The sequence below is a fragment of the Microcoleus sp. MON2_D5 genome, assembly GCF_036701905.1.
GTDB lineage: Bacteria > Cyanobacteriota > Cyanobacteriia > Cyanobacteriales > Microcoleaceae > Microcoleus.
In genome coordinates this window covers 17862-43482 of the sequence record NZ_JAUBRM010000027.1, presented here as the reverse complement: position 1 = coordinate 43482, position 25621 = coordinate 17862, and the positions used below count along the sequence as shown (strand labels likewise).

25 protein-coding genes are annotated in these 25621 nt (G+C 46.1%); 13 read left to right on the top strand and 12 right to left on the bottom strand.

What is annotated here, in order from left to right:
* Positions 1–21 precede the first annotated feature (21 nt).
* From QUA47_RS12055 to QUA47_RS12040, 5 genes are all read left to right on the top strand, one after another.
* Positions 22–570 (top strand): GNAT family N-acetyltransferase, encoded by a 549-nt coding sequence (locus QUA47_RS12055; protein ID WP_333430910.1) that lies wholly within the window; start codon positions 22–24, stop codon positions 568–570.
* 83 nt (positions 571–653) lie between these two features.
* The gene (locus QUA47_RS12050) at positions 654–1190 is read left to right on the top strand and encodes a GrpB family protein (RefSeq protein ID WP_333430909.1); all 537 of its coding nucleotides are present in this window, start codon (positions 654–656) and stop codon (positions 1188–1190) included.
* A gap of 137 nt (positions 1191–1327) precedes the next feature.
* Positions 1328–1636: a transposase family protein gene (locus QUA47_RS30985; RefSeq protein WP_445302507.1), complete on the top strand. Its 309-nt coding sequence runs from the start codon at positions 1328–1330 to the stop codon at positions 1634–1636.
* Positions 1596–1892 carry a hypothetical protein gene (locus QUA47_RS12045; protein WP_333430908.1) on the top strand — a complete coding sequence of 99 codons (297 nt, stop codon included), beginning with the start codon at positions 1596–1598 and terminating at the stop codon, positions 1890–1892. Before QUA47_RS30985 ends, QUA47_RS12045 begins: the two co-directional genes overlap by 41 nt.
* Positions 1840–2481: an ISAs1 family transposase gene (locus tag QUA47_RS12040; protein WP_333430907.1), complete on the top strand. Its 642-nt coding sequence runs from the start codon at positions 1840–1842 to the stop codon at positions 2479–2481. Before QUA47_RS12045 ends, QUA47_RS12040 begins: the two co-directional genes overlap by 53 nt.
* Before the next feature lie 359 nt (positions 2482–2840).
* On the opposite strand, the gene QUA47_RS12035 is transcribed toward QUA47_RS12040, so the two are convergent.
* Positions 2841–4166 (bottom strand): HAMP domain-containing sensor histidine kinase, encoded by a 1326-nt coding sequence (locus QUA47_RS12035; RefSeq protein ID WP_333430906.1) that lies wholly within the window; start codon positions 4164–4166, stop codon positions 2841–2843.
* A gap of 239 nt (positions 4167–4405) precedes the next feature.
* Positions 4406–4780 carry a response regulator gene (locus QUA47_RS12030; RefSeq protein WP_190736601.1) on the bottom strand — a complete coding sequence of 125 codons (375 nt, stop codon included), beginning with the start codon at positions 4778–4780 and terminating at the stop codon, positions 4406–4408.
* 379 nt (positions 4781–5159) lie between these two features.
* Between QUA47_RS12030 and QUA47_RS12025 the strand changes: the two genes are divergently transcribed.
* The 4 genes from QUA47_RS12025 to QUA47_RS12010 all read left to right on the top strand — a co-directional run bounded on the left by QUA47_RS12025 (position 5160) and on the right by QUA47_RS12010 (position 8366).
* Positions 5160–5576 carry a VOC family protein gene (locus QUA47_RS12025; protein WP_333430905.1) on the top strand — a complete coding sequence of 139 codons (417 nt, stop codon included), beginning with the start codon at positions 5160–5162 and terminating at the stop codon, positions 5574–5576.
* A gap of 67 nt (positions 5577–5643) precedes the next feature.
* Positions 5644–6240, top strand: a complete 597-nt coding sequence (locus QUA47_RS12020) for a Uma2 family endonuclease (protein ID WP_333430904.1) — start codon at positions 5644–5646, stop codon at positions 6238–6240.
* Between the two features lie 78 nt (positions 6241–6318).
* The gene (locus QUA47_RS12015) at positions 6319–7518 is read left to right on the top strand and encodes an FAD-dependent monooxygenase (RefSeq protein WP_333430903.1); all 1200 of its coding nucleotides are present in this window, start codon (positions 6319–6321) and stop codon (positions 7516–7518) included.
* Between the two features lie 32 nt (positions 7519–7550).
* Positions 7551–8366 (top strand): alpha/beta hydrolase, encoded by an 816-nt coding sequence (locus tag QUA47_RS12010; protein WP_333430902.1) that lies wholly within the window; start codon positions 7551–7553, stop codon positions 8364–8366.
* A 27-nt stretch (positions 8367–8393) separates the two neighbouring features.
* Here the strand turns inward: QUA47_RS12010 and QUA47_RS12005 are convergent, their stop codons facing one another.
* The 5 genes from QUA47_RS12005 to QUA47_RS11985 all read right to left on the bottom strand — a co-directional run bounded on the left by QUA47_RS12005 (position 8394) and on the right by QUA47_RS11985 (position 10807).
* Entirely contained in the window at positions 8394–8936 is a 543-nt protein-coding gene (locus QUA47_RS12005; RefSeq protein WP_333430901.1) for a hypothetical protein, read from the bottom strand.
* Positions 8933–9424, bottom strand: a complete 492-nt coding sequence (locus QUA47_RS12000; RefSeq protein WP_333430933.1) for a DUF4365 domain-containing protein — start codon at positions 9422–9424, stop codon at positions 8933–8935. Before QUA47_RS12000 ends, QUA47_RS12005 begins: the two co-directional genes overlap by 4 nt.
* A 33-nt stretch (positions 9425–9457) precedes the next feature.
* Positions 9458–9979, bottom strand: coding sequence for a hypothetical protein (locus QUA47_RS11995; RefSeq protein ID WP_333430900.1), 522 nt, complete (start codon positions 9977–9979; stop codon positions 9458–9460).
* A gap of 378 nt (positions 9980–10357) precedes the next feature.
* Positions 10358–10453, bottom strand: a complete 96-nt coding sequence (locus QUA47_RS11990) for a hypothetical protein (protein ID WP_333430932.1) — start codon at positions 10451–10453, stop codon at positions 10358–10360.
* Between the two features lie 99 nt (positions 10454–10552).
* Positions 10553–10807 carry a hypothetical protein gene (locus QUA47_RS11985; RefSeq protein ID WP_333430899.1) on the bottom strand — a complete coding sequence of 85 codons (255 nt, stop codon included), beginning with the start codon at positions 10805–10807 and terminating at the stop codon, positions 10553–10555.
* A gap of 509 nt (positions 10808–11316) precedes the next feature.
* On the opposite strand from QUA47_RS11985, the gene QUA47_RS11980 reads away from it, so the two are divergent.
* Both QUA47_RS11980 and QUA47_RS11975 read left to right on the top strand, forming a co-directional pair.
* Positions 11317–14088 carry a DUF3536 domain-containing protein gene (locus QUA47_RS11980; RefSeq protein ID WP_333430898.1) on the top strand — a complete coding sequence of 924 codons (2772 nt, stop codon included), beginning with the start codon at positions 11317–11319 and terminating at the stop codon, positions 14086–14088.
* A 275-nt stretch (positions 14089–14363) separates the two neighbouring features.
* Positions 14364–14597: a ferredoxin-thioredoxin reductase variable chain gene (locus QUA47_RS11975; RefSeq protein ID WP_006635793.1), complete on the top strand. Its 234-nt coding sequence runs from the start codon at positions 14364–14366 to the stop codon at positions 14595–14597.
* A gap of 291 nt (positions 14598–14888) precedes the next feature.
* Here QUA47_RS11975 and QUA47_RS11970 read toward each other — a convergent pair whose 3' ends face one another.
* The 4 genes from QUA47_RS11970 to QUA47_RS11955 all read right to left on the bottom strand — a co-directional run bounded on the left by QUA47_RS11970 (position 14889) and on the right by QUA47_RS11955 (position 18226).
* A complete protein-coding gene (locus QUA47_RS11970) occupies positions 14889–15122 on the bottom strand; it encodes a hypothetical protein (protein WP_190661358.1) in 234 nt (77 codons plus the stop codon).
* Between the two features lie 149 nt (positions 15123–15271).
* On the bottom strand, positions 15272–16066 hold the full coding sequence (locus QUA47_RS11965) for a YdcF family protein (RefSeq protein ID WP_333430897.1): 795 nt from the start codon (positions 16064–16066) through the stop codon (positions 15272–15274).
* A gap of 181 nt (positions 16067–16247) precedes the next feature.
* Entirely contained in the window at positions 16248–16574 is a 327-nt protein-coding gene (locus QUA47_RS11960; protein ID WP_333220791.1) for a hypothetical protein, read from the bottom strand.
* A gap of 86 nt (positions 16575–16660) precedes the next feature.
* Positions 16661–18226: an AAA family ATPase gene (locus tag QUA47_RS11955; protein ID WP_333430896.1), complete on the bottom strand. Its 1566-nt coding sequence runs from the start codon at positions 18224–18226 to the stop codon at positions 16661–16663.
* 152 nt (positions 18227–18378) lie between these two features.
* Here QUA47_RS11955 and QUA47_RS11950 point away from each other — a divergent pair, with 152 nt between their 5' ends.
* Positions 18379–19395, top strand: coding sequence for an adenosine kinase (locus QUA47_RS11950; protein ID WP_333430895.1), 1017 nt, complete (start codon positions 18379–18381; stop codon positions 19393–19395).
* Positions 19396–19636: 241 nt separating this feature from the next.
* Here QUA47_RS11950 and QUA47_RS11945 read toward each other — a convergent pair whose 3' ends face one another.
* Positions 19637–23569 (bottom strand): VWA domain-containing protein, encoded by a 3933-nt coding sequence (locus tag QUA47_RS11945; protein ID WP_333430894.1) that lies wholly within the window; start codon positions 23567–23569, stop codon positions 19637–19639.
* Between the two features lie 364 nt (positions 23570–23933).
* On the opposite strand from QUA47_RS11945, the gene QUA47_RS11940 reads away from it, so the two are divergent.
* The gene (locus QUA47_RS11940; protein WP_333430893.1) at positions 23934–25577 is read left to right on the top strand and encodes an NB-ARC domain-containing protein; all 1644 of its coding nucleotides are present in this window, start codon (positions 23934–23936) and stop codon (positions 25575–25577) included.
* Positions 25578–25621 lie beyond the last annotated feature (44 nt).

The window sequence follows — 25621 nt, the reverse complement described above, 5'->3', positions numbered from 1 at the left end:
TTTTTTTAGCCGATCGGTTCAATGGATTTTTGTATTCGATTAGCTTCCTTAGAAGACATTCCTAAGCTGACAACTTTAATTCCTGATTCTGCTAGAGCTTTGCAAGCAGGCTACTATAGTTCAGAGCAGATTGAAGGCGCACTGGGCATAGTTTTTGGGGTTGACAGTAAACTGATTCAAGACCAAACATACTTTGTTGCTGAGAACAATCACCAAATTGTTGGTTGCGGTGGTTGGAGTAAGCGTAAAACGCTTTATGGAGGTGATTCAGGCAAAAATAATCCAGAAGACAGCCTGCTCAACCCAGACAGCGACTCGGCAAAGATTCGTGCATTCTTTGTTCATCCAGCCTGGGCACGTCGAGGAATTGGAAGTCAGATTATGCGAGTATGCGAACTGGCTGCTGAGCGTGCTGGATTTAAGGAAGTTGAGATGATTGCGACGCTAGCGGGAGAGCCATTTTACACAAAATTTGACTATCAGGTGATTGAGCGGTTTGAAATTTCTCTCCCAAACAGTCAGTTCCTCCCCGTTGTCCGTATGTTTAAGAGCTTTGGGCGCAACCCGTAAAAAATGAGGCCTAATAAAATCTGTTTCGGTTAAATGCGATGGTAAATCAATGAGATGACAAAGAAAGCAAATAATTATCAGCCATGTCAATAAAAGTAGGTTTTTTCAAAGTAGAAGTCGTCCCGCACGATCCAAATTGGCGCAGCGCCTTTGAAACTGAGTCGAAAATGATTGCACTTGCACTTAGGGACAATGTGGTTGCTATACATCACATTGGTAGCACAGCGATTCCGCAAATTCATGCAAAGCCGATTATCGATATGTTAGTTGAGGTTAAAGATATTATAAAACTCGATACACAGAGTTCAGCACTTGAGGCATTAGGTTATGAAGCAATGGGTGAGTTTGGGATATCCGGTCGTCGTTATTTTCGCAAGGGTAATGAAGCAGGGATTAGAACACACCAACTTCACGGGTTTGAAGTGAACTCAGCGCAGATAGAGCGCCATTTAGCGTTTCGAGATTATATGATTTCCCATCCTGAGGACGCGCAGCAATACAGCGAACTAAAGAGAAAACTTGCCCAAAAATACCCTGATAATATTCAAGGGTACATGGACGGAAAAGATGGTTTCATTAAAGCAATGGATCTGAAAGCGGCTAATACCAATTTTTTATGAGGCTGCATAGAATCCGATCCCCCCTAGCCCCCCGCGTCCGGGCAGGGTGGATTTATTGTCACAGGATAAATGTAGGATAGTATTGGCGATCGGGTCAGACCCGATCGCCAATACTATCCTAACTCGGTGCATCGCTAATGAACTTAATTGAAGCTATTATTGCAGTTCCCGACCATCGACATCCGAGAGGAATTAGACATCCCTTATGGTTGATACTAACAATAATTTTATTGGGTAGTTGTACGGGATATTGGGGGTATAAGCCCTTAGTTAATTTTACCAAAAATCCTCGAGCAACTCTCATAAAATTATTCAACCTCCCGCCTGATATTCGCTTCCCATCAGATTCAACTTTTCGCAACATAATTCACTCATTAGATTTTGAGGTGATCGCCGTTCTTTTCAATGTATGGTCACAACAGACTTTGCCAATTAACCCTCTTTGAATTGATGGCAATTGACGGAAAAAGCATCAAAAGCACCTTAGTAGGTGGCAATAGCTCTTACCAAAATTTTGTGAGCATGGTTTCTGTTTACAGTCATGAGCGCGGCTGGGTAGTGCGACATAAAGTCATGGAAAATCAGCAACAAAGTGAAATCTCTGTGGTAGAGGAACTCATCAAAGAACTCTCAGGTTCTCATGTAGTAATTGAGCGCGGATGCACTGCATTGTCAAAAAAAAACACTCGCCTTAATTATTGATGGGGGCAATGACTATATAGTTACCATCAAAAAGAATCAATTAAGCCTGTTTCTAGCCGCTCAAAAAGTAGTCGAATCTCAACGAGCCAGCGACTCAAATCAAACCTCCGAAAACCTACATGGACGCAGCACAACTCGAATCACCACAATTTATGCCATTAGCAGTGAATTATTACCCCTTTGGGCGGGAGCAAAACACATAATTGTGATCGAGAGAACAGGCAGTCGATGGTCAGGCAAAAAAAGTCGTCGCCGATTAGTTAAGTTCCATGAACAACACTATTATTTAAGCAGTTTGGATTGGTCGGCAAGTAAATTGGCCGAGGCTATTCGAGGACACTGGTTAATTGAAAATCGACTGCATTGGGTGAAAGATGTGACGTTAAATGAGGATAACTGTATTCATCGCGGTGGCAACGCACCAGCTAATTGGGCAATGGTTAGACAGTTTTTAGTATCAATCGCTCGGATGATGGGCACGAATACTCTTCCCCAAGCTTTAAGATTTATGGCTAACCAACTTGGAAATGTTAGTGAGTTACTTTTCGATTTGTCTAATCGAGACAAACCAGTTAAATCCTTTATGTGATCGCCAGCAAATAGCCCAGTCCCCTTGGTTTACTCTTTCGACAATTAATCCACCCTGCTAGCCCCCCGCGTCCGGGGGGGGACAAGAGTCCGATCTTTCGTCCCCCGACTATCAGGGAGATGCGAGGGGGATCGAGATATGTGCAACTTCACATTAAATTGGTATTAGAGACTACTAAATAATTATAAAAAATGCAAATGTCCTGACAAAGAATTAGCACAACATTTTTCTTTAAATAAAAAGATAATTAAATCTAGATTGTCTGATTTGGCAGAGTCGGGTTTTCCTATCCATTTGACTAATACTGCTGTGAGTCAGGTGGAAGAAGTGACACGGAACCAGACAACGGGCTCAACTACTTATGATTCTAAGGGTAGAGAAAGGGTGAATACAGCCCCTTGACCGGGTTTACTACTGGCTGTAATACTGCCTCCATGCGCTTCAATAATGCGTCTGGCAATCGCTAGACCCAGACCAACCCCATTCTTACTAGAGCGGCTCGTGGTGTAAAACTGTTCAAAAATGCGAGGTAAATCGGTTTCAGGAATGCCGCTTCCCTGGTCTCGAATTGAAATCAGAGCCTGTTGCTTGTTGCCAGAGGCAGCAATGAAAATACGAGCATTGGGGGTAGAATACTTAATCGCATTGTCTAAGAGATTCAAAAAAGCCTGTAATAAGCGTTCCGAATCGCCCATAATCCGAAGGTCAGCAACATCAACTTCTACAGTCACGTTTTTAGCCTGCATACGAACTTCCATTGCTCTAATCGCACGGCTGATGACACTTTCTAAGGCAATGGCTTGGATTTCTAATAGCGTGACACCCGCTTCTAAGCGTCCTAAATCAAGCAAATCGTGAATTAAGCCCGAAAGTCGCTTCGTCTCCTCTTTGATGGTTTGAAAGAAGCGATCGCGCAACTCCAGCTCATCCACAGCGCCACGCTCCAGCGCATCAATGGTGACCTGAACATTACTCACAGGGGTCCGCAGTTCATGGGAAACATTCGCTAGGAAGGCTCTGCGTTCGTTGTCCAATGATTTCAACCGTTCACTCATACGATTCAGTTCCGTTGCGAGTTGGTCTAGTTCATTGCTTTGACGAATTACGAGTTTGTCATCAAACTGTCCTCTACCCACGCGAATCGCAAAGTTTCGCATCACCTCAATGGGTTTAGAGAGACTCCGGGCTAATCGATTGCTGACCAAGGTACAGAGAAGAATGGTAATGCCAAGGGCGGCTAAAATTGTCCAGATCACCCTTACAAACTGTTTCTGAAACTGTTCTAAAGTAATCGAGATGCGTAATATCCCCAACATCTGACCGTTGCGAGTCATCGGTTTGACAATATAGAGGCGATCTTCCCTTGATAAAACCCCTTTAGTAACGCCCTGCACCGAATGACCGTCTAGTGCTTCTGAAACGCCAGATATCAGCAGCCAATTGGTGATTTGTCGATCTGTTCGAGGGTCAGAGGTGGCTAACAGCGAACCTTGGGCATCAAAGACACGGAGTGTGATATTGGCGGGTGCCCCATAGCGCCGGACAATGATCTGCACCCGTTGCATATCTTTTTCTTCGAGGGCATCTGCAACGCTCTCGCTCAGTGCTGTTGCCCAGTTTTCTAAATCTGTCTGACGAGACTGCATGAAAAAGGCATAAAACGTCCATAGGATGTAACCAGACATAAGCGAGGTTCCTAAGACGATCAGGATCAGGTAGGTAGCCAAGAGCTTCGTGTGGATTGAATTCCACCGAAGAGATGCTAACCATCTGCTCGTAAAGGAGTCTTGGGCAAAAAGTTTCATCGGCTCAAACATGGCTGGGATAAATGGTGTATCCGTTGCAAGCGATCCTAACCTAGCGCCATTGGTCACGGATTGAGCCAACCGAGCTATCCAACCCTTGAAGGATGCCTTAACCGCTTTTAAGCAGATTCCGCATGATGGCGGCGCAGCAAAGCTTTAATCCGTGCGAGCAATTCCTGCGTATTGAAGGGTTTGGTCACATAATCATCTGCCCCTGCCTCTAAGCCCAACACTTTATCCATATCTTGGTCTTTAGCCGTTAGCATCAGTATAGGCACATTAGAAAAAGCCCGGATACGCCAACACACTTCCATCCCATCAACTTCTGGCATCATCAGATCGAGCAGAATGATATCGGGTACTTGCTTGTGGAATTGTTTGATCGCGCTGTGTCCATCTGGTGCTGTAGTGACCTCATAGCCTTCCTTTCTCAGTGAGTAAGCAAGGCTTTCACAGAGTGGGGCTTCGTCGTCTACCAACAAAAGATGCGGCATTAGTATAAATAGTTACATTTCATATGGAGTATCTCAAAGGCAGGATTAACCGACATCTACCTTGAGAGGTAAATCGTCTTGGTTCCGCTCAGGTTTTGCTGCTTACAAATACTAGGCAGCAAAACGATGGACAGTTACGAGCGGTTATACCAATTTAATGTGAAGTTGCACATATCTCGATCCCCCTCGCATCTCCCTGATAGTAGGGGAACGAAAGATCAGACTCTTGTCCCCCCCCGGACGCGGGGGGCTAGGGGGGATCGGATTCTACGGGGCCTCATAAAAAATTGGTATAAGTGGCGATCGTCTCATTAAATTTATGATATTGGAAGTGGCAATTATTGATTTTAAGCCTCATATAACGGGAGCAAGATAACATATGATTGATATCGGTCTCACACACATCGCACTGGCCGTTTCTGATGTCGATCGCAGTATTGAATTCTACTCCAAGTATGCTGGAATGCAGGTCGTTCACCGCCGCATTGATGCAGAAACTGGTGTTGCTGTGGTCTGGCTTTCCGATCGCACTCGCCCTTTTGTAATTGTGCTAATTCAAACAGACTCCGTACATCCCGTTCTGTCTCCCTTTGCACACCTCGGAGTAGGTTGCAAAAGCCGCGAATACATGGATTCTCTCTGCGACAAAGCACGTCAAGAAGGCGTACTGCTTGAGGAACCAAAAGATTCTGGATATCCGATCGGCTACTGGGCTTTTTTGCGAGACCCGGACGGTCACACGCTGGAACTATCATACGGGCAAGAAATCGGATTTACAGTGGAGAAAGCTACTTAAAGTTATAATAAACAAATAGCCCTCCAAACCCGATCGTTTCTCATCTGGAAATAGACTGGAGAATCAAATGACCGCAGCAATCATCGCACCACCCAGAAAAGAATCACCCCTTCTGTTTGAGGGACTCACTTGGAGAGAGTTCAAAGCAGTTGAGCAATTGTTAGACCGTCCAGGATATCGACTTTCTTTCCTGGATGGAATTCTGGAGATACGACGAATGCCTGGAGAACCCCACGAAACCGTTAAGAAGAGAATTGCCGCATTGGTGGAACTGTACCTGCTGATGGCGGGGTTTGACTTTACTCCAACTGGCTCAATGACGCTAGAAAGTGAAGGGGTAGCCGTTAAGCGAGAGGCGGATGAATCTTATAAACTTGCCCCTGGTCGTAAGCTACCCGATTTGGCGATCGAGATCGTGTTTTCCAGTGGTGGCATCAACCAACTAGAGGCATACAAGCGGCTGAAGATAAAGGAAGTGTGGTTCTGGGAAGATGGATTGTTAGAGGTTTATCACCTCCGGGGAGAGGGCAATACACTTCATTATGAAAAGGTTTCCAGTAGTGAGGAAGTGAAAGGGATCGATTTGGATTTGTTGTTGCGCTGCATCAATATGGTGAATCATGTTGATGCAGTTAAGACTTTTCAACAGGCACTCCAGAAATAGCTGGGAATAGGGGATTTTGCCTCCTTTTACCACCTTTTTTGATATCTCAATATCCGCAAAAAGCAATGGGGAATGGCAATGATGCAAATTGTAATTGTGGGCTCGGGGCCAACTGGTGCGGCACTTGCCTTACTGCTGGTGAAACGAGGTATTGCCGTAACCTTGGTTGAGGCTGCAAAAGATTCCTACCGAGTGTTTCGGGGTGAAGCGTTAATGCCCAGCGGATTGGATGCGATCGCACAAATGGGCTTATCCACTATGCTAGAAGGTGTTCCACACCGACCAATTGATGCCTGGGAGTTCATTGTGGGCGATCGGCAACTATTTCGAGTTGATGAGCCAATGGGGTCAAATCGACCTTGTACGCTGGTATCGCAACCGCCTTTGCTAGAAACACTAATTTCAGAAGCTCAGTTGCATCCAGAGTTTCAATTTATCTCAGGTGTTCCGGTAAAAGATTTACTGTACAGCAACGATCGCATTGCGGGTGTAAAGCTAGGAGATGGGCGAGAGATTCCTGCTGCACTTGTGATTGGTACAGATGGTAGAAACTCGGTTGTACGACAGCGTGCAGAATTAGAGTTAGTAAAACAGCAGAATAGTATAGATGTTCTGTGGTTTAAACTTGCCGCTCATCCTCGGTTTGTGGCGGATAATGTATTTTATTCCATCCTGAATGGCGGTAGCGGATTCAGTGTCTTTCATGGGGCAGAATCAGGAAAACTTCATCTGGCTTGGGTGCTATCTGCCGATGACAAAACCGATTGGAAACACACAGACTGGGCAGAAACTTTCGCATCGCGATCGCCTGCGTGGATGGCAGAACATTTCCGCAACTGTGCCGATACGATCGAATCTCCGATGCGATTATCTGTTGTGGTTGGTCGCTGTCCGCGCTGGCATCGACCAGGAATCATACTTTTGGGGGATGCTGCACATCCCATGTCTCCGGTTCGCGCTCAAGGAATTAACATGGCTTTGCGCGATGTAATTGTTGCCGCCAATCACCTTGTACCTTTATTGAAAGCAGGGGCTAATTACGAGGAAATTGATTTAGCATTATCGCGGATTCAGGCAGAACGCGAACCAGAAATTATTCGCGCCCAACAACTGCAAGCACAAGAAGCCTGGAAAGGTGAACAACTGCGAAATAATGTATTTATACGTTTATTAATGATGCAAATTGCTCCGTTTTTGGGTGAAAAAATTAAACAATTTTGGGTTAAAGGACAGTATGAATTGCGCCAAGGGGTAACGCAGGTAAAATTGGTTGTGTGAAAAGAGGAAATTCAAAGTTAGGAGAAAATTGTATGCGATCGACAACTCTCAAAGGACCGATCGGCACTATTCACATCATCGAAGCCAGCCCCGCTGTCACCGCTGGGGAGTCCGAGTCGCTGCCGGTGGTATTCGTGCACGGTATGGCGGTTTCTGCGAGCATCTGGGATGTGCAGCTTGCCCATGTCGCCCGTACCCGACGCGCGATCGCCCTTGATATGCGGGGACACGGTGATTCCGCACCGCCAGAGGACGGCAACTATGCGCCCGCCTCCTGTGCAGCGGATGTTTTCGCGGTACTGGATGGGCTGGGACTCGATCGAGTGGCGATCGTCGGGCACAGTTTCGGTGCTTGTATTGCCCTCGCCACAGCAGCAGCCGCACCGCACCGCATCGCGCAGTTGATCCTGGCAGACCCACCTGGAGACTTTACCAAGGTGTCTGCAGAGGTGCACGAGGCACGGATCGTCCCCTACCAGAGGGTTCTGGAGACGGAGGATTGGCGGGCTGCTGTGGAAACCAGCTTCAACGAGGCGCTGACAGGAAGCAGGGCCCATACGCGCGATCGGATTCTCGCTTGCTTGGCGGCGACTCCACGGGATTGCCTGTGTGGAATGTATCGCGGGATGTTTCCCTTTGAAGCTGTTGATGCTCTCGATCGCTACCTAGCAGCGCCTGGAACACGGGCCCACGCAATTATTGCTCCCTCAAACACTTTTCCGTTCAGCCTCCACATCCTCCGTCCCACACTGACGACAACTACGATCGCCGATACTGGACACTGGCTGATGCTGGATGCGCCAGAGGCTTTTGCGAGGGAACTTGATATCTGTTTGGAAGGTGTTTAATATAGATTTCGACAAAATCTGTTAGTCTTACGACAATTCATCGAGAGTTAAGTTGTGGGGGTTTTTGAGGATGAAGGCGTTGTTGTCTTTGATTAAGTCACCGCTACAGAGAATCGGTAAGCGTTCTTGATAAGCTTTAATCGCCAGGATATAATCTTTGTCTGCGAGTGAAGTTTGAATTTTCCGCAATTTGTCAGCAATGACGCCTATTAAGATTATTTCGCCACTTAATTTGTCGGTATTGGGGGTGTGAATTTGCATAACAATTCCCTGAATTATCGTGTTGGGAATGCTGGTAAGTAGTTCGCTTAAAATTTCAATTTGAGGGCGATTTTCTGCGTTTTCTAGGGTTTGGATTGCCTCGCGGATGCGGGCTGCATAATCTCCCAGGTTTTCCCGGTTAGGTAGCAATATTTCAAATTCTTCTGCATCGGCTGTTGGTTGGTGCCAAAGTGTGGCATTATCTAAAAAAGGTTGGTCTTCATGCCAGCCGTGAGTTTGTAAGTAATTTCTCAGTTGATTTAGCTTGATTGTTTCGAGAGTTTGGCTATCTTTTACGGTGATTTTCATGGTTGAACTCCTTGGCTAATTTTCTCCATAATTGACTGAAGGGCTGCGACGGTAAATTGGTTGATTCTGGGGATGGGGACGGTGACAGCGTTTGTGTTTTGTGTTTTTGGCTTTTCCCGCAGCGAGATCCAATATCCGCAGTTTCTGATGCAGAGTTCTGTTTCCGACTGGGTTAACCAATCTTCGGGTGTTTCTGGAATTAAAACGACAACTAAAATTCGGGGTATGGCGAAGTCATCCATTCTTAAGTCGTCGTAGTTTTTGAGCTTGAGGGGGTAGCGGATGGAGTTATCGTCTTGGATATCACTTGATGTAGATTTTAACTGCAATTCTAAGCGAGGTGCTCTAATGGGGCCTGTCGCGCCTTTCGCAGCTACTCCCCAGTCTACGCTGTCATCGTCTACGGAAGGTTTGTAGACGGAATAGCCGGCAACGGTGGTGACAGCTTGCAGGTAGATGTTGCTTAATTGTTCTTTTTGTTGGTGGATGCCATTAATTAATTCTCTCTGTATTTTAGTAGTTTACTTGACTAAGAAAGAAGATAAAATTACGTCAATTGCGGACAAAATAGCAGCGCATATTAGTGCCCAGATAGCCCCTTTAAACAAATCTGATATTTTGTCTCTATTTTTGGCCAATTCCTTGATAGATTGATTCGAGTGTTCTATGATTGAGAGTCTATACTCTTCCTCTGTTATGTCAAGGCATTTTTCTGTTAATTCTTCTGGTAAAATTATTTTTCCTGCTATTTGCGGCTTAAATCCCAAGAAACAATAAATCAAAGAAATTATTAAAGCAAGGTAACTGAGAATCTTTAAAAACAAACAAAAATTACACTCCAACGAAATATCCAAAGCATCAATATTTACTGCAAGCGAACGATCGGGTAAGCTGGAAAAAAAGCGAATTAGAGCTGCATCAAATCCCAGCACTACACCTAGTTTTGTAGTAAGCCTATTGCTACTCATATCTAAATCTTTTAATGCCTGCTCTGCGTATTCGTAAATTAGCGTTATATTGGGATTACATTCATTATTCCTCAACGGAACCTCCATGTCTAATAATTCAGCAGATCAGCAAGAGTCTAATACTTCTCAAAAACCTCCAGAACCTCCAAAACCTCCTGAACGCATCAAGTTTGAAAAGACGGTGCATAGGAGAAATGATGGTGCGGGTTCCTGATATTTCTAGCTAGGTTCTCTAAATCCTTCACCCGAATCTCACCTGAGAGCACCTTGGGTCGCCAAACATCACGGGTTACAGCTAGGGTGAAGAATTGCTCTAAGATTTTTCGATAAGAGTTATCTTGACTTCGCACTCTCCAATTTTATCATTGCTCCTGAATTTCCACATCCACCGCTTCTAACTCAGCTTCCAACTGCTCAATCGTCGGCAAACATCCTTTCAGGAAAAGCTGTTTTTCAGTCAACAGCTAAATTGTCTATAACTTTTGCTCCCCATCCTCGCTGCTGTTGCCTGTTTAAAATATTCCGTCCAATTGACCAGTAAAGCAACACTAATTCGCGAATAACAGAAAGTACGGCCCGCACTTGATATTGCACAATACCTTCCTTAAGTTCTCGCCAAAATCATGATAATCTTCAGCAATTGACGAACTATCGGCCAGAACCCACCCTCTGCCGATTTTCCCGAATCATCGCCTCTAACTTGGCACTCTCGGCAAATTGCCTCTCCAACTTCGCCGTCAAAGGCAGCCTCTTCTCGTCCAAACCCTCCTCCTCCTCCTCCCAGGCCTCCGCCCCCACATACCTCTCAGGAGTTAAAACATAACATTTACCGTTTTGCTTTTTTGTTGCCTTTTGACTCCGCACCAGTCTTACAACTCTTCTGGAAAGTACATTTGCAGCCAATCTGCCCCGCCCTAACCCAACTAGCCTAACTTGTCCAGAACTTAGGTAAAAAGCACCTAAAGTATGATGCGAAACTCGGGCAATACTCTTATTCTATAAATTCATCGGGCATTAAACCGATATCCACAACCGCCAAGATTTATTGCCAAAAATTAAATCTTTCCGGCGAAAAGTTGCTATTTAATGAATAAGACTTTACAATCCAGCAAGGTAAATGAAACTCTCAATGAGCAGTGCTGCAAGCACTAACCCGAAATGGGTCGCAAGTGCCAAAAAGCAGCAAAAGCTACATTTTTTAACTCTTTCAACAGCAAAGCATTGGCAAAAAACCCAGGGATCGACGGTTGGCATCTTGGAACGAATGCTTTGCTCGCAATACTACAAATGTATCAAAACTTGTCAGCCAAATTTAGTCCTAACAGATGCCTAGCTGTAACTCTTGCTGCGTAAGGTTTCAGTTTCTAATTAGGCTCGTTTTATTGTCTTTAACTACTTGAGGATTCGATCGCATGATTTCGCTTTCTACAACTCAATCCGATGTGCTACCTTTGCCTTCGCCAACCGTTACCGCTGCAACCCAAACCAGCGTGACTGCCGCAACAGGGGTCTGCGTGACGGTTCACGGTCACTTTTACCAGCCACCCCGGGAAAACCCTTACCTGGACGCGATCGAACGCCAAGCCAGCGCCTCTCCCGCCCATGACTGGAACGAACGCATTGACATCGAGTGCTACCGCCCGAACGCCTTTGCCCGCATACTCAACGATCGCGGCGAAGTCGCGGGGATCGTCAACAACTACGAGTATATGAGCTTCAACATCGGGCCTACACTGATGAGCTGGCTGGAACGCTACGATGCGGAAGTCTACCAGCGGATTCTGGAAGCCGATCGCAAAAGCTGTCAGCGGCTCAACGGTCACGGCAACGCGATCGCCCAAGTATACAATCACATCATCATGCCCCTCGCTAACGAGCGAGACAAATACACCCAAATTCGGTGGGGGATCGCAGATTTCCGCTCCCGGTTCGGTCGCGATCCCGAAGGAATGTGGCTCGCCGAAACCGCCGTAGACTACGCCACCCTCGAAGTTTTAGTCGCTGAAGGCATCCGCTTCATTGTCTTAGCCCCCTCCCAAGCCGAACGCTGCCGCCCGCTAATCGGGCAAAACCACGAAGGGGAACCAGGGCACAATTCCGAATGGCACGAAGTCGGCGGGGGTCAAATCGATCCGACTCGCCCGTACCGCTGCTATTTGAAACCGGAAATGCGATTGATGGCTGACCACCAACTCTCGCCGCTGAGCACTCACTATTTTGGCCGCCAGCACTCCCAAAATTCTGCAGCCCCAACTGCCAACACTCCCTACATCGATATCTTTTTCTACGATGGCCCGATCTCGCGAGATATGGGCTTCAATGACGTTCTCAGCAGCAGCCACCACTTGGCCGGGCGCTTGGGTCAAGCAGTACGGGGAGACCACCGACCGGCTCAATTAATCTGCGTGGCGACGGACGGCGAAACTTTCGGCCACCACAAAAACAGTACCGAAAAATGCCTCGCCTACGCCTTCACAGAAGAGTTTCCCCGCCGAGGCTGGACGGTGACGAATTTTGCTCATTATTTAAGTCAAAATCCGAGCGCTTGGGAAGTTGAACTCAAACCCGTGACGGCCTGGAGTTGCTCTCACGGGGTCGATCGCTGGCAAGATGATTGCGGCTGCGGTGGTGGCGGCGGATGGCACCTCAAATGGCGCCGCCCCCTGCGGGATACTCTCAATTGGCTGCGCGATCGGCTGATTCCGATTTACGAAGAAGCGGGGCGCAAGCTGTTGAGCGATCCCTGGAAAGCCAGAGATGAATATATTGAGGTTATCCGCGATCGATCGCCCGCTAACGTTGACAGTTTCCTTCAACGCCATCAAGTTCGCCCCCTCGACGACGCCGAACAGGTGGACGCCCTGCGACTGCTGGAAATGCAGCGCCACGCCCTGTTAATGTTCACTAGCTGCGGCTGGTTTTTTGAAGAAATCTCGCGGCCAGAAGGCGTGCAAATTCTGCGCTACGCGGCCCGGGCGCTGGAATTGGCGGGGGAAGTTACCGGCATCCAGCTAGAAAAGGATTTTGTGGCTCAACTAGCCCTCGTACCCAGCAACGTTGACTGTTTTAAAACAGGGGCAGAAGTTTACCGCCAACTGGTGGTGACAGCTCAAATTAGTCTCCGACAAGTGGCCGCCCACTACGCAATCAGTTCTCTATTTGCCAAATTTCCCCGCGAAGAGCGAGTTTACTGCTATCAGGCCGAGCAGGAAGATTTCCAAATTCAGCGCATGGGCTCGATGACTCTGGCTGTGGGTCAATTGCAGTTAACCTCGGAAATTACGCGGGAAACAGAGGTTTTTGTGTTTGCTGCGTTGCACCTCGGCGGCTGGGACTTCCACTGCTGCATTCAGCCTTTTGGCAGCCGCCGGTCTTACACTATGCTCAAAGAGCGGTTGTTTGGAGTTATGCAAGAAGCTTCGGCGTCCCACGCGATTCTGGAAATGGTGCGCCTGTTTGGGGATCAGTCCTTTAGCTTGCGGGATTTATTTGCGGAGGAACGCCACCGGATCGTGCAGTTGCTGAGTCAGGAAAATTTGACTCGGTTGGATCAGCTTTACACTCAGGTTTACCGGGAAAATTACGGGGTGATAATGGCGTTCCACCGCGACGATCTGCAGGTGCCCGTAGAGTTGCAGGTGGCTGCTGAGGTGGCTTTGGGACACCGCTGTTTGACGGCGGCCAAGGCTCTAGAACTGGAAACGGAGGACGCGGAGGCGCTGCTGGCCGAAATTGAGGCGATCGCCACTGAAAGCGGCCATCTCCGCTGTCGGTTGAACGTTCCCGAAGTCAAGGAAATTTTGGAAAGGCTGGTTTGGCGCTCGCTAGACACGCTGCTGCAAGCTGGAGCGGGCGCGGAGGATCGCTCGCCTGTCAATTTAGAAGCTGATATCCGCACGATCGAGCGTTTGATTGCAGTAGGCGATCGGCTGAGTTTGGGTTTGTGTCTGGATCGATCGCAGGAACTGTATTTCAATTCTCTCTACAGTCAAATTGTGCCTCTGTGTTTGGGCTGGCTGCAACTGCAAGAGGTGTCGGCGGGCGACAGTGTGGTCGCTGCCGTTGCCTTGGGGATTGCAGGTTCCGGCGCCGGCTGGGACTTGCCTTCGATCCGGCAGTTGCTGGAGTTGGGTCAAACCTTGGGCGTTGATGTTGAGTGTTGGTTAAATCAGTTAAGTAAATAGTTTCCTGATTAGCCAAATCAATTCCCGCCCTTGAGAATCCGCCCGATCGGGGTTTAAATCCCGATCGGATCTGCGGGATCAACCGAGGATCTATCGGCATGGAGGCTTCCCGGGATCGCGGCTGGCGATCGAAGCACCGACAGAACACCGACAAGTTTCTTTGAGTTTTCGCTGTACTTGTGTGGGAAGATAAAAAGACTGTCCGCAAAGCCTACAGGTGTTCTGCACCAGTAGGCTTTGCAGAGTTTTGAAGAGAGAACACTAAATTTAAGTCTATGAAAGTTGGCGATCGCGTTTGCATTAAAAACTCTGTTGTTGTCTACCACCATCCTGAAAATCGCAGTCAACCATTTGATATTAAGGGTATGGAAGGAGAAGTCGTGGCGATCGTTCACGAATGGCACGGCCGACCTGTCAGTGCTAATTGGCCGATTCTAGTACAATTTGACAAAAAATTTCGAGCTCACCTGAAAGAGGATGAGGTCGAATTGATATCTTCGGAAGTCTAGCTGTCTCCAAAGTAGAAGCCCGAGGTCAAAGACAATATCAAATCCGGTCAGTCGATTTTAGATTTTAGATTTTAGATTTTAGATTTACTCCACAGATGAATCTGGAATCTTGAACTAAGGTCTAAAATTTTGCGCTGGTCGCGACTCCTGTCGGAAAGCAAGTATCCGTTTTTGGGCGGGAGTCATATAGCTGTTGTACAGTTTGTAGTGAGGACTTCACTTTTTTCTGTAGCTTTTAGTCGGTCTGCAGGGCTAAACTCCTTACTACAAACCATCTTTTTTATTTAACCCTTAATTTTTCGACCGTCCGCGGCTAAACCAACCGAAGATATTCAAATCTCCCTGCATTTTCTGCAATTCCTGCTGATGCTGCTTGGCTGTAGCGTAATACCACTGGCAGTGAAGTTCTAGTTCTTGACGGTACTTAATTTCCTCGTAAAACTCGCGGACAATTTGGTGTCTCTGAAAAATTTCGGCCGCGGGAGTCGGTTCTGGGGCAATGTTTTGCAACTCGTGGGGCAGCATGATTGTTTGGGGGCGACTGTGGCTAATATTTGCTGTAATGACTTTAAGCTAGCACACAGAATCAATTTTGGATTTGGCCAGTGACTTCACGGTTGAGACTACTTAAATTCTTCCATCCAAAATCCCAAATCTAAAATTTTGTAATTCTGTTAAAGCCATCCCCGCAGCCGATAAACAATTAAGCCGATGTATTCTTTCAAAGCTTTAGTTGACTGGTTTAACTGATAGGTATCCGGCAATAAATCCAAGGCGACTGCTTGCCAATTGCTTTGGGATGCTGCGATATCCTGCTGCGTTATCTGGAAGTCTGTTGGTGCTGGAATGGCTGCTATGCCTTGCCGCTTGAAAATTAAGAGCGATCGAGTCATGTGCATCGCCGAGGTCACTAGCAAAACCGGCCCTTTTATGCCTTTACCATCTAAAATTTTCCGCACGTTGACGGCATTTTGATAAGTGTTGTGTGAATCGGGGTCTTGCAGAATTGCTGATGCCGGTACACCCATTGTTTGGGCAATTTCTGCCATGTCTGCCGATTCGGGAGCCCCGCCGCCTTTCCAATCTACTCTACCGCCGCTGAGAATTAGCAGGGAAGCTTTGCCTTGCTTGTAAAGTCGGGAACCGTAGATTATTCGATCGCCCGCTTCCGCTAATTCTACCCAAGGACGGGGAGGTAAAGCTGCTTTGACACCGCCGCCCAAGACGATAATCGCTTCAGCTTGGGGGAGTTCGGCGGTTGGTAAGTTTTGCCATTCGAGCGATCGAACTAACGATTTTGAAACCCAACCGCTACTTCCGAGCAGTAAAATAATTAGAGCCGCAGCAATTGGCGCCGCCGCCCATTTCGGACGCTTCCAAAGTGTGATTAAAGCCGCCATCATTAACAGGCAACTCAACCCCAAAGGATAAATAAACAGCGGCAGGAGTTTCGACAGAAATACAAACATTCAGCAAGTAATTCAAATTGCTAGTTAGCGGTAATGGGTAATTGGTAATGGAATATCGTTACTCGCTAATCTGTAATTAGTAATTTAGGTGGCGGGAGTTGTTAATTTTTAGTATTGAGTTTTGAATAGTGAACTCTTTAACTTAAAGCTTAAAACTCAATACTAAAAACTATTTTCGGTGCTAGCGACGATCCTCTGGCCCTGACAACCAGTCGAACAATGTAGGAGCTTCACGCCTAGAGGTTTTGCTATATAGTTTGCTCTCGGTTTCCACTACTTCTTTATTGAGGATAGCATCCGAGGTTTTATCCTTGGAACGCATATTCGGGTTGAGTAGTAGTTCGTTGTGCCACCAAGCTACAATTAAACCTGCTGCCACGCCACCGATGACACCAAGACCGAGACTCACGGGCAGGCTACATCCTACTAAGCGAAACCCAACGGTAAACAACACAAACCATATCAGCGCGGGGTTAAACCCCTTGGAGTCTCCGGTAAATTTTGGCATGAGCTGCAAGTTGTGTTTGTAATAACACAGAAAGATATTGACAATATTAGCAGACAATCAAATTAGCAAGGGCGATCGATCTGCAACTACTCTCCACAAATCAAGTTTAATTGTACCTCTAAGTCTTGGGCGGTATCTACAATCTTTACAGAAATTTGCTCTAATTCTGTAAAAGGTTCAAAAGCTGCTTGCTGCGAACTCAATAGTTCTGCTGTCGCGTCGGCAATATCGCCCCTGCGCTGTTGCAGTCGTTCTCGCAATACTTCAATTGGTGCGGTGCAGTAAATAATTTGCAGGGGCAAGCCGTGGGATTGAGCCCGATCGATCGCATCGGTTCTCAAGTTTTGGCGATCGAACTTTGCATCTAAAATCACATCCCAACCTCGGTCAGCCAGCACTATCCCCAACTCTAACAATCTACCATAAGTCTGTGCCGTCATTTCATCCGAGTACAAATCTTGCCCGCCGCGTTCATTTAAAGGAATTCCGCCTAAATGCTTGCGAACAGCATCGGATCGAATGTGAATTGCCCCTGTACGGCGAGCCAAATATCGAGCCGCTGTACTCTTGCCCGAACCAGACAAACCAGACATCAAAGTTAACTTTCCCCGGCGCGGTTTTGTGTATTGCCAAGCCAGTTTATAGTAATGAGTGGCCGTCTGTGAAATCTCTGCTTTTTGGGAAGTTGAAATAGCGGGATCGTCCAACATTAACGAAGTTACTTTTGCTCTAACATAAGCTTGACGACTCAAATACAAAGGCAACAATTGCAGTCCTTCCCAATCCCCTGTTTGTTCGATGTAAGTATTGAGAAAAGCATTGCCTAAGTCTCTGCGGTCCCGCGATTCCAAATCCATTACTGTAAAAGCGACATCGTACATGACATCAACAAAGCGAAAAGGCTCGTTAAATTCAATGCAGTCGAACAGTAATATTTTATCTTGCCAGAATGCTATATTCCGCAAGTGTAAATCTCCGTGGCACTCGCGAATTTTATTATTGGCAATCCGCAGCTTAAATAACTCTTGATTTTTGGCAAAAAACCCATCACTATAATCTTTAGTTTCCTGATATTGTCTCTGATTCTGCGGCCCGCCGATATATTTTTGCGAAATTCGGTAATTCTTATCTATTGTTGTGCGAATCTGACTGACTTCGCCAAATCGGCGAATGTAGCTATTACTAATTGCCGTGCTGTGAAAATTGGCAACTTCCCGCCCTAAGTCTGCCATAAGTTGCTCGGTCAAAAGTCCGCGTTCCAACAAACTGAGCAACAGCGAATCTTGAGGAAATTCTCGCATTTTCAGCACGTATTCTACAGCAATTTCGCCAGAAGCTATAGCAGGTAAGCTGCTACCCAAGTGAAAAGAATCGCCCGTTTGAAGAATTGGCAAAACTTCTAGATAAATTTCCGGTGCAGTGCGCTGGTTCATCAGCAATTCTTGATTGCAAAAATGCTGTCTCTTCTCCAAGGTTGAATAATCGAAAAAGCCAAAATTAACTGATTTCTTGATTTTGTAAACATAGTCTCCTGTGAGGAGAACAAAGGAGCCATGAGTCTGAATTAGCTGCACTGGTTCTGTCACCCCGTGCGGGTAAAACCCGGGCTGCAACATTTGCTGAATCAGAGGTGGGAGACAAGTATCAGTCATATAGATTTTAGATTGGGGATTTTAGACTTTGGATTTTGGATTAGATCGATTGGGGCTTGGGGATTTAGATAAAGATAACTTAAAGAAAATAGATGTTGAGTTGAAGTCGATTTATTATAAAGTTGATAATTAGTGTAAAGCAAAAATTACTAATGACAGAAAACAATCAAGATTCCCGTTCCGTGGATGTGTTTGGCGTGGGAAATGCCCTGGTAGACATCCTAGCATTGGTAGAAGATGGATTTGTACTCGACCACGGGCTGAATCGCGGCGGGATGACGCTGATGAATTCGGAAACGCAGGGGGGGATTTTGCACGATTTAGAGCACAATTCGCTGCAAATGCGATCGGGCGGTTCGGCGGCAAATACGATGATTGGTTTGGCTCAGAGTGGCGGTAAAGCCTATTATTCGGGCAAGGTTGCTAAGGATACTAACGGGGAATTTTATCGGCAAGATTTGCTGGCGGCAGGGATTGATTTTAACGTGCATCCTGCTGAGTCGTCGAAGGAGCCCACGGGTACTTGTGTTGTGCTGACTACGCCGGATGCGGAACGCACAATGTGTACTAATTTGGGTGTTTCTACTACTCTGGCTGCGACTGATATTGATGTCGATCGCCTGAGTCACTGCAAGTACAGTTATGTTGAAGGCTATCTTTGGGATGCTCCCGATCCGAGAAAGGCTAGCATTGAGACGATGGAACAGTCTAAGCGCCTGGGCGTGAAGGTGGCTTTTACTTTTTCGGATGGCTTTTTAGTCGATCGATTTGCTGATGATTTTCACAAGGTGGTTTCGGAATATTGCGATGTAATTTTTTGCAATGCTGATGAAGTTCGGAGCTTTTTTAAGGAGGAATCTCTGGAAGAGTGCGCTCGGAAAATGAGCGAGATTTCGGATTTGGCTTTTATCACTAATGGGGAAAAAGGCTGCATGGTGGTGGAGAACAAACAGATTGTTGATGTGGCTGGATTTCCGGTAAAGGCGATCGATACTGTGGGTGCTGGGGATGCTTTTGCGGGGGGTGTTTTGTTTGGAATTACTAACGGTTTGAGTTCTGCACAAGCGGCTCGCTGGGGCAATTTCTTGGCTTCTAGGGTGGTGCAGATTCATGGGCCTCGGCTTGAGGGTTCTCAGGCTCATCTTTTGAGTGAGGTGATTTCTGGTTAGGAATTGAAATGGGCGATCGCACTTTTTGTCGTAAGGGCGATCGCACTTTGTTGAACCGTAGATAAAGGTGGATGGGTGGCGAGGGATTAAGGGCGATCGCGCTTTTTGTCGTAAGGGTGATCGCTCTTTTTTGAACTGCAGATGAATGCGGATGAACGGGCAGGGATTAAGGGCGATCGCACACAATACAATTGTATTTTTAGCACTCAGATGAGATACAATTAAAGATAGATCCTAATGTTCAAGTTGGTATTTCTGTCAATCTCAAATCACCCTGCGTGAACCACTCACCCTTGAGCACAGCAAAATACTGACCATTAGCAATAATGGCTGTCTTTCGGTTAAAGAAATCACCCAATTTTTCCACTTCAATTTGAGCGGGATTTAAACCGTTGAGTAAACCAATTGCGCTGATACCACGAATATCGCCACCTATGCCGTCCGGCAAGAAACCTGCACGAAAATCCTCTATTATGTCAACTTTGTCTAGATTAGCTTGATCTGTAATAGGCAAACCTGTACCAGGTGCCAACAGAAATAAACTCCTACCTAAACCACCTATTAGGGTGTCTTGATCTTTGTCCAATCCACCAAAAAGAACATCATCATCGTTCCCACCATCTAATCTATCTGAACCGGTTCCACCAGTGAGGATATCTTTGTCACCACCGCCTGTTATTAAATCATTACCCTCACCGCCTTCAAGTACATCTTTTCCAGAATCAAATAACCCATTGCCGCCTATGAGCGTATCGTTACCTGCTCCACCATCAAGAGTGTCATCACCGCTGTCGCCATTAATTTCATCATTACCAGCATCGCCGAAGATTTTGTCATTTCCTGAGCCTGTGAAAATTGGGTTCCCAGTTCCTAAACCAAACAGGATATTACTGCCGTCTAATTTGCGATCGCCTATGTTATTGTCAATGCTGCCATAGATTATCTCATCATTTGCTGAGTTAATATCCTTAGTAGCCAGAAAGATTGGCTGATCGGTTGCTTTAACTGCCATCACTCCTTCATGGCCTGGAGAATAAGAGTCCGATCTTGCCTTAAACCGCTCTCGCTCAGTAAGAATGCGATCCTTGATGATTTCTTGCTGGATTAATCCTAGTTGCTGATCCTTTATATCCTGATTAAGCAACTTTGTGAAAGTCTGGACAACCTGACCATGCTCACTACTAAAATCTAGTGTACTTCCAAAATTAATTTGAAATGACTCATCAGCAGTGGCAGCAAGTTGCTGATTTCCGGCAAGGCTTCGTGCTCCCACAAGTGCTAGAGAGTAATTAGAGACTTCACTAAATTTATTGGGCGAATCTGCTTGAGTATTTCGACCATCTAAATCATAATCAACACCTGCAAGGCTTAGGAGATCGATGTTGCTTTCTGATGGTGGATCTAAAGCAGTAATTGTGCTAACACCTACTCCATTAGGTTTTATTTCGTTGCCTTGGTCATCTTTGAAGCCTTCTTTGTAGAGGCGACCGATTTCACCGCTGACTAATGAACCCAGACTATGACCTATTAAGTTTAGACTTTTGCTAGCTGCCACAGAATCTATTTTTAATTCTTTTAGTAGTTTTGTAACCACAAATTCTGCAACAGGTCTAATCCACTTCGCCGCCAAATAGTTACCTACTCTTAAAGATGGATCAACAGGGTTTGTATCATCATTACTTATTCGACCATTAACAGAAGCTTGCTCCCAGTTTAAGAAATAAACTCTATCATTAGGTCGGACATTTGCTAAAGCTGCTGCTAGTTGGCGTAAGTTTCCCGTCGGCCCATCATTCCACCCGTGAATAACAACCCAGGTTTTTCCTGTTTCAGTTTCTGACTCAAAGGGAGATGGTTGCTTATCTGTAGGGCTAAACAGTTTTAGCTCAATTTGGCGCTCTGAAGTTGTCGAATCACCAGGTTTCGGTTGTGGAGAAGAAGGATCTCGAATATCTCGTAGATCAACCATTTTTAGTTGAGAAGGATTGTCGGGATCTGTGATTTCAAACTTTGTACGACCCAAGACTCCATAAGGAAAAGATCCGGCACCTTCACCAAGTTTTGGAACAGCATAAGCGGCTCCTACTGCTGCCGTAAGTCCAGCTAACGGGTTAACAAAGGTTACTCCTATTGCACCACCAAGAAGACCCCCAGCCGTTGCTACCAAATTCTGTTGCAATAAAAAATCATCAGGTGATAATTTGAAGTCACCAGTTACAGAACCTTGTATGACTGCGGCAGGGTTGTTGACTGATGTGGGAACTCGATCTGTTCGCACATTAATCTTCGTATCACCCAGATTACCAAATCCAGGTATTTGCAGTTTCAGATTATCGTCACCACCTGCACTATCCGATTTTAATGTGACTTTAAAATTTAGCTGATCACCCGGCTTGACATTTTCAAATTTCTTGGGTGAAATATCTTTCACATAGTTGAAATCATCATCAGCAGGTACGAGAGTAATTTCCTGACTGACTCGATCTAAGCCCTCTGTAATTGCACTCACCAAATTAGCACTATCTGAGTCTAATCTGACAACTTTACCGAAACCTAATTTATTAACTAGGTCGTTATATACTGAAATATTGTTTACCTTATCTATTTCGGATATAGATGTAACAGCAAAAATAGGCACTATACCTGCATCAATCAGGGCCTCGCGAACTTGCTGAATACTCGGATAATCTTCTCCGGTTCCCGGCGGATTGCCATCAAGGACAGCATCGCCATTGTTTGGTCTGGTAATTCCCGCCTGAATCCCACCATCACCCGCTTGGTAAAACGGTGCATCTGTAGCTACAACAACAACACGTCGCGCACTATCTCGGAAACCAATTTCAGAAGTGCCAGCACGACGTGCCGTTTGTAACAGGGCTTCCAGTGATGCTTCCGGCTCTTGAGCATTACCAGGGAGAATAGTTAGATTATTCACTGCAGATTGCAGTTCATTTTCATTTTGGGTTAGTGCTAGATTAGTACGATAAACATAATGACCATCCTCAATATTTCCGATTCCTTCTATTGGCTTGTCAACAAAACTGCCCAGACCAAATTGAGTATTCGGCTGCTGATTTGACAGAGTATCAACTAAATTTGGTACTAGACGCTGGAAAGTAGACACATCGTCATTAAACGAGTTAGAAGCGTCTTGCAGCAGAAAAACATCAAGCGGAAGCTGGTCATTCGTCGCACTTGCACTAACCGCTGAAGAACTTGGCATCAGAGCAGCCACAGTATCCACACTTTCAACACTTAATGCGCTGCGAGTGGTTGAACTAGAAGCATCCCCAGGCACCGTCACTGTAATATCTAAAGTAATTTCGCCACCGGGCGGCAAAAACACATCTATCGTATCCGCTGAGAGAATAGTTCCCGGAGTGCTCGACAGTATCTCTCCTTTCTTAATTTGAATACCAGAGGCTCCCCCAATTTGAGTGTTAACACCAGTGATATTACTATCAACTGCACCTCTTCCTGTTGCAGGATCGATCGCAATTCGCTTCCCATCTCCTGTGAAACCGAAAAGTTTTCCGCCCTCAAACAACAATGCCCAAACATTATTGATACCAATGTCACCAATTTTCGTTGCTTGACCTGTGAGAGATACCGCAAACAAACTATCGCTTGTATCTCCTCTCGATGTGGCTAAAAATCGATTGTTCGCAGCGTCAAATACTAAATCCCCACTGCTGGTAAACCCAGGGCCTAAGTTAGCTGCGAAAGATGCTGCCCCGTTACTGGTATTAATTGTATATAAGTTGGAATTGCCAGCCGCATAGAGGACATCATTGGCAAATTCTAGAGCATTAATGTTGACAACACCTGCACCCAGATCGCCAACATATGAAGTTAAACCCGATACTGGATCGATTTTGAATAACTGAGTGGGGGTAATTCCGAAAATCGTCCCGTCTTTAGAAACAGCGATGTCGGAGAAACTGAAGGTACTAGCAATTTGGGTAAATTTGGCTGACGGATCGATCGTTCCAACTTGTCCCCTTAGTCCGTCGAAGGTCGAAATGAAAGACGAACTGGCCCCTAACTGGCTAGCACTGCGGGTATCCAAACCATAGGACAAGATTCGATCGCCCTTAATCTCTTCCTCTAGAGGTGCGATCGCACTTGCATCCACTGCACTACCCAACAACACATCATCTGTCAGTAAGTTCATAATCCCATCTCCCCAAAAATATAGTTGCGTCAAAACCAGCAAAGCCCGCCTAGCAAGCCTTCCTAGATATCTATCAGGGCCTTCATCTGCTTTTTATGCAGTTCGCCCTGTTTTTGTAACAAAACTTTACATTGTTCCCAACAGCAGATCGGCCGTATCCCCGATCGCCCGCCAGATGCACCGTCAAACGTAGCTGACAGCCAAACACATCATTTCACAATACTCCACAATCCTGAATCTGTATAGGCTTAACGGCTCACCATTTGGCTCAACATCAAAGGCTCATTTGGCTCATTTGGCTCATTTGGCTCACCAAATCATGTAAAATTCTTGACTAAGGCAGAGTTTCCCTAGAGGAGTAGCAATGGCAGGTTTGCTCAGAGCATCCGAAGAAGGGCTAAAAATCATTGACATGGTAAGACGCAATCTCGGATGGAATAAAGCAGATGAGCTCTGGTGTCAGGCTGCTCTCACTTCAAAAGCAACTTTAAAGCGATTTTGGACGCAGCAACCAATTAGACGAGAGACTTTTATACACATTTGCAAAGCTGTAGGTGTGAAAAACTGGCAAGACATTGTTGCGCGGGAAATTCAAGAACCAGAATTACTATCAGCCGCGATCGCAGATATCCCCCAAGACAACCAAACCGATCGCACTTTCCCCCTCCCAGAAAACTTACCCCCCGTCAGAAATTGGGTACAGCGCACCAAAGAAATCGACACCTTAAAAACCCTAATTGTTGAACCCCATCTTGTAGGGGCGGTGCCCCCGTGCCCGCCCTGGGGGGTTCCCATCGCCATCTCAATAGTCGGATTACCGGGAATCGGAAAAACCACCCTCGTCAGCCAACTAATTCGCCAACTCCACACAGAAAATACCCCCTTCACCTGCGCCGCTTGGCAATCCTTGCAATCCGCAACTGGCAAAGCACCCCGGTGCGATCGCACAATTGACTCGCTGCTATTCACCCTCTCCAACGGCGACATTACCGCAGCCGTCAATGCTCAAGATGACTCTTTCAAAAAAACCGAAAAACTGATAAAAATTCTCAAAGCTAAACCTTGCTTGCTCGTTTTCGATCGCGCCGACACACTTTTGAAAACAGGAGAGGCAAAAGCGGCTGGTTATTTCGCCGACGATTGTGCAGAATATGCTTGGTTATTCAAACAACTTTTAGAAACAGAACATCAAAGCAAAATTATTTTCACCAGTCGCGAAAGCTTAGCCGAATTGCCGTCAACAGTCACCCGCGAAATCCAGCTAAACGGATTGGATCGAGATGCAGCAGTTGCCCTATTGCAATCTTTTAATCTGACTGCAAATCCAGAAGAATTAGCCGAAATGTGCGATCGCTATTCTGGACATCCCAAAGCGTTACAACTCGTCGCAGCTTTGATTCGAGACGATACCGAGTTTCAGGGAAATGTCGGAATTTTTCTACACCAGAGAGACTGGTTGCTGATTCGAGATATTGAAAGAGCGATCGATGAAATCATAGCGCGTCTCAGCGACGGCGAGCAAACTTGTCTCAGCCGAATTTCTGTCTATCAAACCTCAGAATATCCACTATCTTTTGCAGGAATTAGCGCTCAAATGCCAGAAGTTAGCAAGTATGAACTTAAAGAAAATATTATTCAGGCACTCAAGCGCCGACAATTGCTATATTACGATCGCCACTTTAAATCCTATCAGTTGCATCCGCTAGTCCGAGAAAAGGGCGAGTACCTACTAAGTCAACCTCCCGAAAATCTCCGTACCGCCCACAGCCAAGCCTATCACTATTATATAAGCATTCCCCTCAAAACTAAATCGGAATGGCAAGATATCGAGGATATTAAGCCCCTAATCAGAGCGCACTATCATGCTTCTCAAGCAGGAGATTTAGATGCGGCAAATGCGATTATTTCTGAAGTCTATGAGTATTTGCGGCAGTGGAATTGTGCAGAGTTAGTATGTGTAAATCTACAGTTGCCATTGTTAACGGAAGTAAAAAACATTAGCCTTTAAGGGGCGGGCAAGATGCCCACCCCACAAGAAATTTGATCTGCTGT

What these genes read in the sequence shown, in the direction of transcription:
- QUA47_RS11950 (WP_333430895.1), top strand. Translation starts at nt 18,379, where the DNA reads ATGACAGAAAACAATCAAGATTCCCGTTCCGTGGATGTGTTTGGCGTG.
- QUA47_RS12050 (WP_333430909.1), top strand. Translation starts at nt 654, where the DNA reads ATGTCAATAAAAGTAGGTTTTTTCAAAGTAGAAGTCGTCCCGCACGAT.
- QUA47_RS12010 (WP_333430902.1), top strand. Translation starts at nt 7,551, where the DNA reads ATGCGATCGACAACTCTCAAAGGACCGATCGGCACTATTCACATCATC.
- QUA47_RS12055 (WP_333430910.1), top strand. Translation starts at nt 22, where the DNA reads ATGGATTTTTGTATTCGATTAGCTTCCTTAGAAGACATTCCTAAGCTG.
- QUA47_RS11955 (WP_333430896.1), bottom strand. Translation starts at nt 18,226, where the DNA reads ATGACTGATACTTGTCTCCCACCTCTGATTCAGCAAATGTTGCAGCCC.
- QUA47_RS12025 (WP_333430905.1), top strand. Translation starts at nt 5,160, where the DNA reads ATGATTGATATCGGTCTCACACACATCGCACTGGCCGTTTCTGATGTC.
- QUA47_RS12035 (WP_333430906.1), bottom strand. Translation starts at nt 4,166, where the DNA reads ATGTCTGGTTACATCCTATGGACGTTTTATGCCTTTTTCATGCAGTCT.
- QUA47_RS12020 (WP_333430904.1), top strand. Translation starts at nt 5,644, where the DNA reads ATGACCGCAGCAATCATCGCACCACCCAGAAAAGAATCACCCCTTCTG.
- QUA47_RS12015 (WP_333430903.1), top strand. Translation starts at nt 6,319, where the DNA reads ATGATGCAAATTGTAATTGTGGGCTCGGGGCCAACTGGTGCGGCACTT.
- QUA47_RS11970 (WP_190661358.1), bottom strand. Translation starts at nt 15,122, where the DNA reads ATGCTGCCCCACGAGTTGCAAAACATTGCCCCAGAACCGACTCCCGCG.
- QUA47_RS12045 (WP_333430908.1), top strand. Translation starts at nt 1,596, where the DNA reads ATGTATGGTCACAACAGACTTTGCCAATTAACCCTCTTTGAATTGATG.
- QUA47_RS11965 (WP_333430897.1), bottom strand. Translation starts at nt 16,066, where the DNA reads ATGTTTGTATTTCTGTCGAAACTCCTGCCGCTGTTTATTTATCCTTTG.
- QUA47_RS30985 (WP_445302507.1), top strand. Translation starts at nt 1,328, where the DNA reads ATGAACTTAATTGAAGCTATTATTGCAGTTCCCGACCATCGACATCCG.
- QUA47_RS12005 (WP_333430901.1), bottom strand. Translation starts at nt 8,936, where the DNA reads ATGAAAATCACCGTAAAAGATAGCCAAACTCTCGAAACAATCAAGCTA.
- QUA47_RS12030 (WP_190736601.1), bottom strand. Translation starts at nt 4,780, where the DNA reads ATGCCGCATCTTTTGTTGGTAGACGACGAAGCCCCACTCTGTGAAAGC.
- QUA47_RS11940 (WP_333430893.1), top strand. Translation starts at nt 23,934, where the DNA reads ATGGCAGGTTTGCTCAGAGCATCCGAAGAAGGGCTAAAAATCATTGAC.
- QUA47_RS11945 (WP_333430894.1), bottom strand. Translation starts at nt 23,569, where the DNA reads ATGAACTTACTGACAGATGATGTGTTGTTGGGTAGTGCAGTGGATGCA.
- QUA47_RS11975 (WP_006635793.1), top strand. Translation starts at nt 14,364, where the DNA reads ATGAAAGTTGGCGATCGCGTTTGCATTAAAAACTCTGTTGTTGTCTAC.
- QUA47_RS11980 (WP_333430898.1), top strand. Translation starts at nt 11,317, where the DNA reads ATGATTTCGCTTTCTACAACTCAATCCGATGTGCTACCTTTGCCTTCG.
- QUA47_RS11960 (WP_333220791.1), bottom strand. Translation starts at nt 16,574, where the DNA reads ATGCCAAAATTTACCGGAGACTCCAAGGGGTTTAACCCCGCGCTGATA.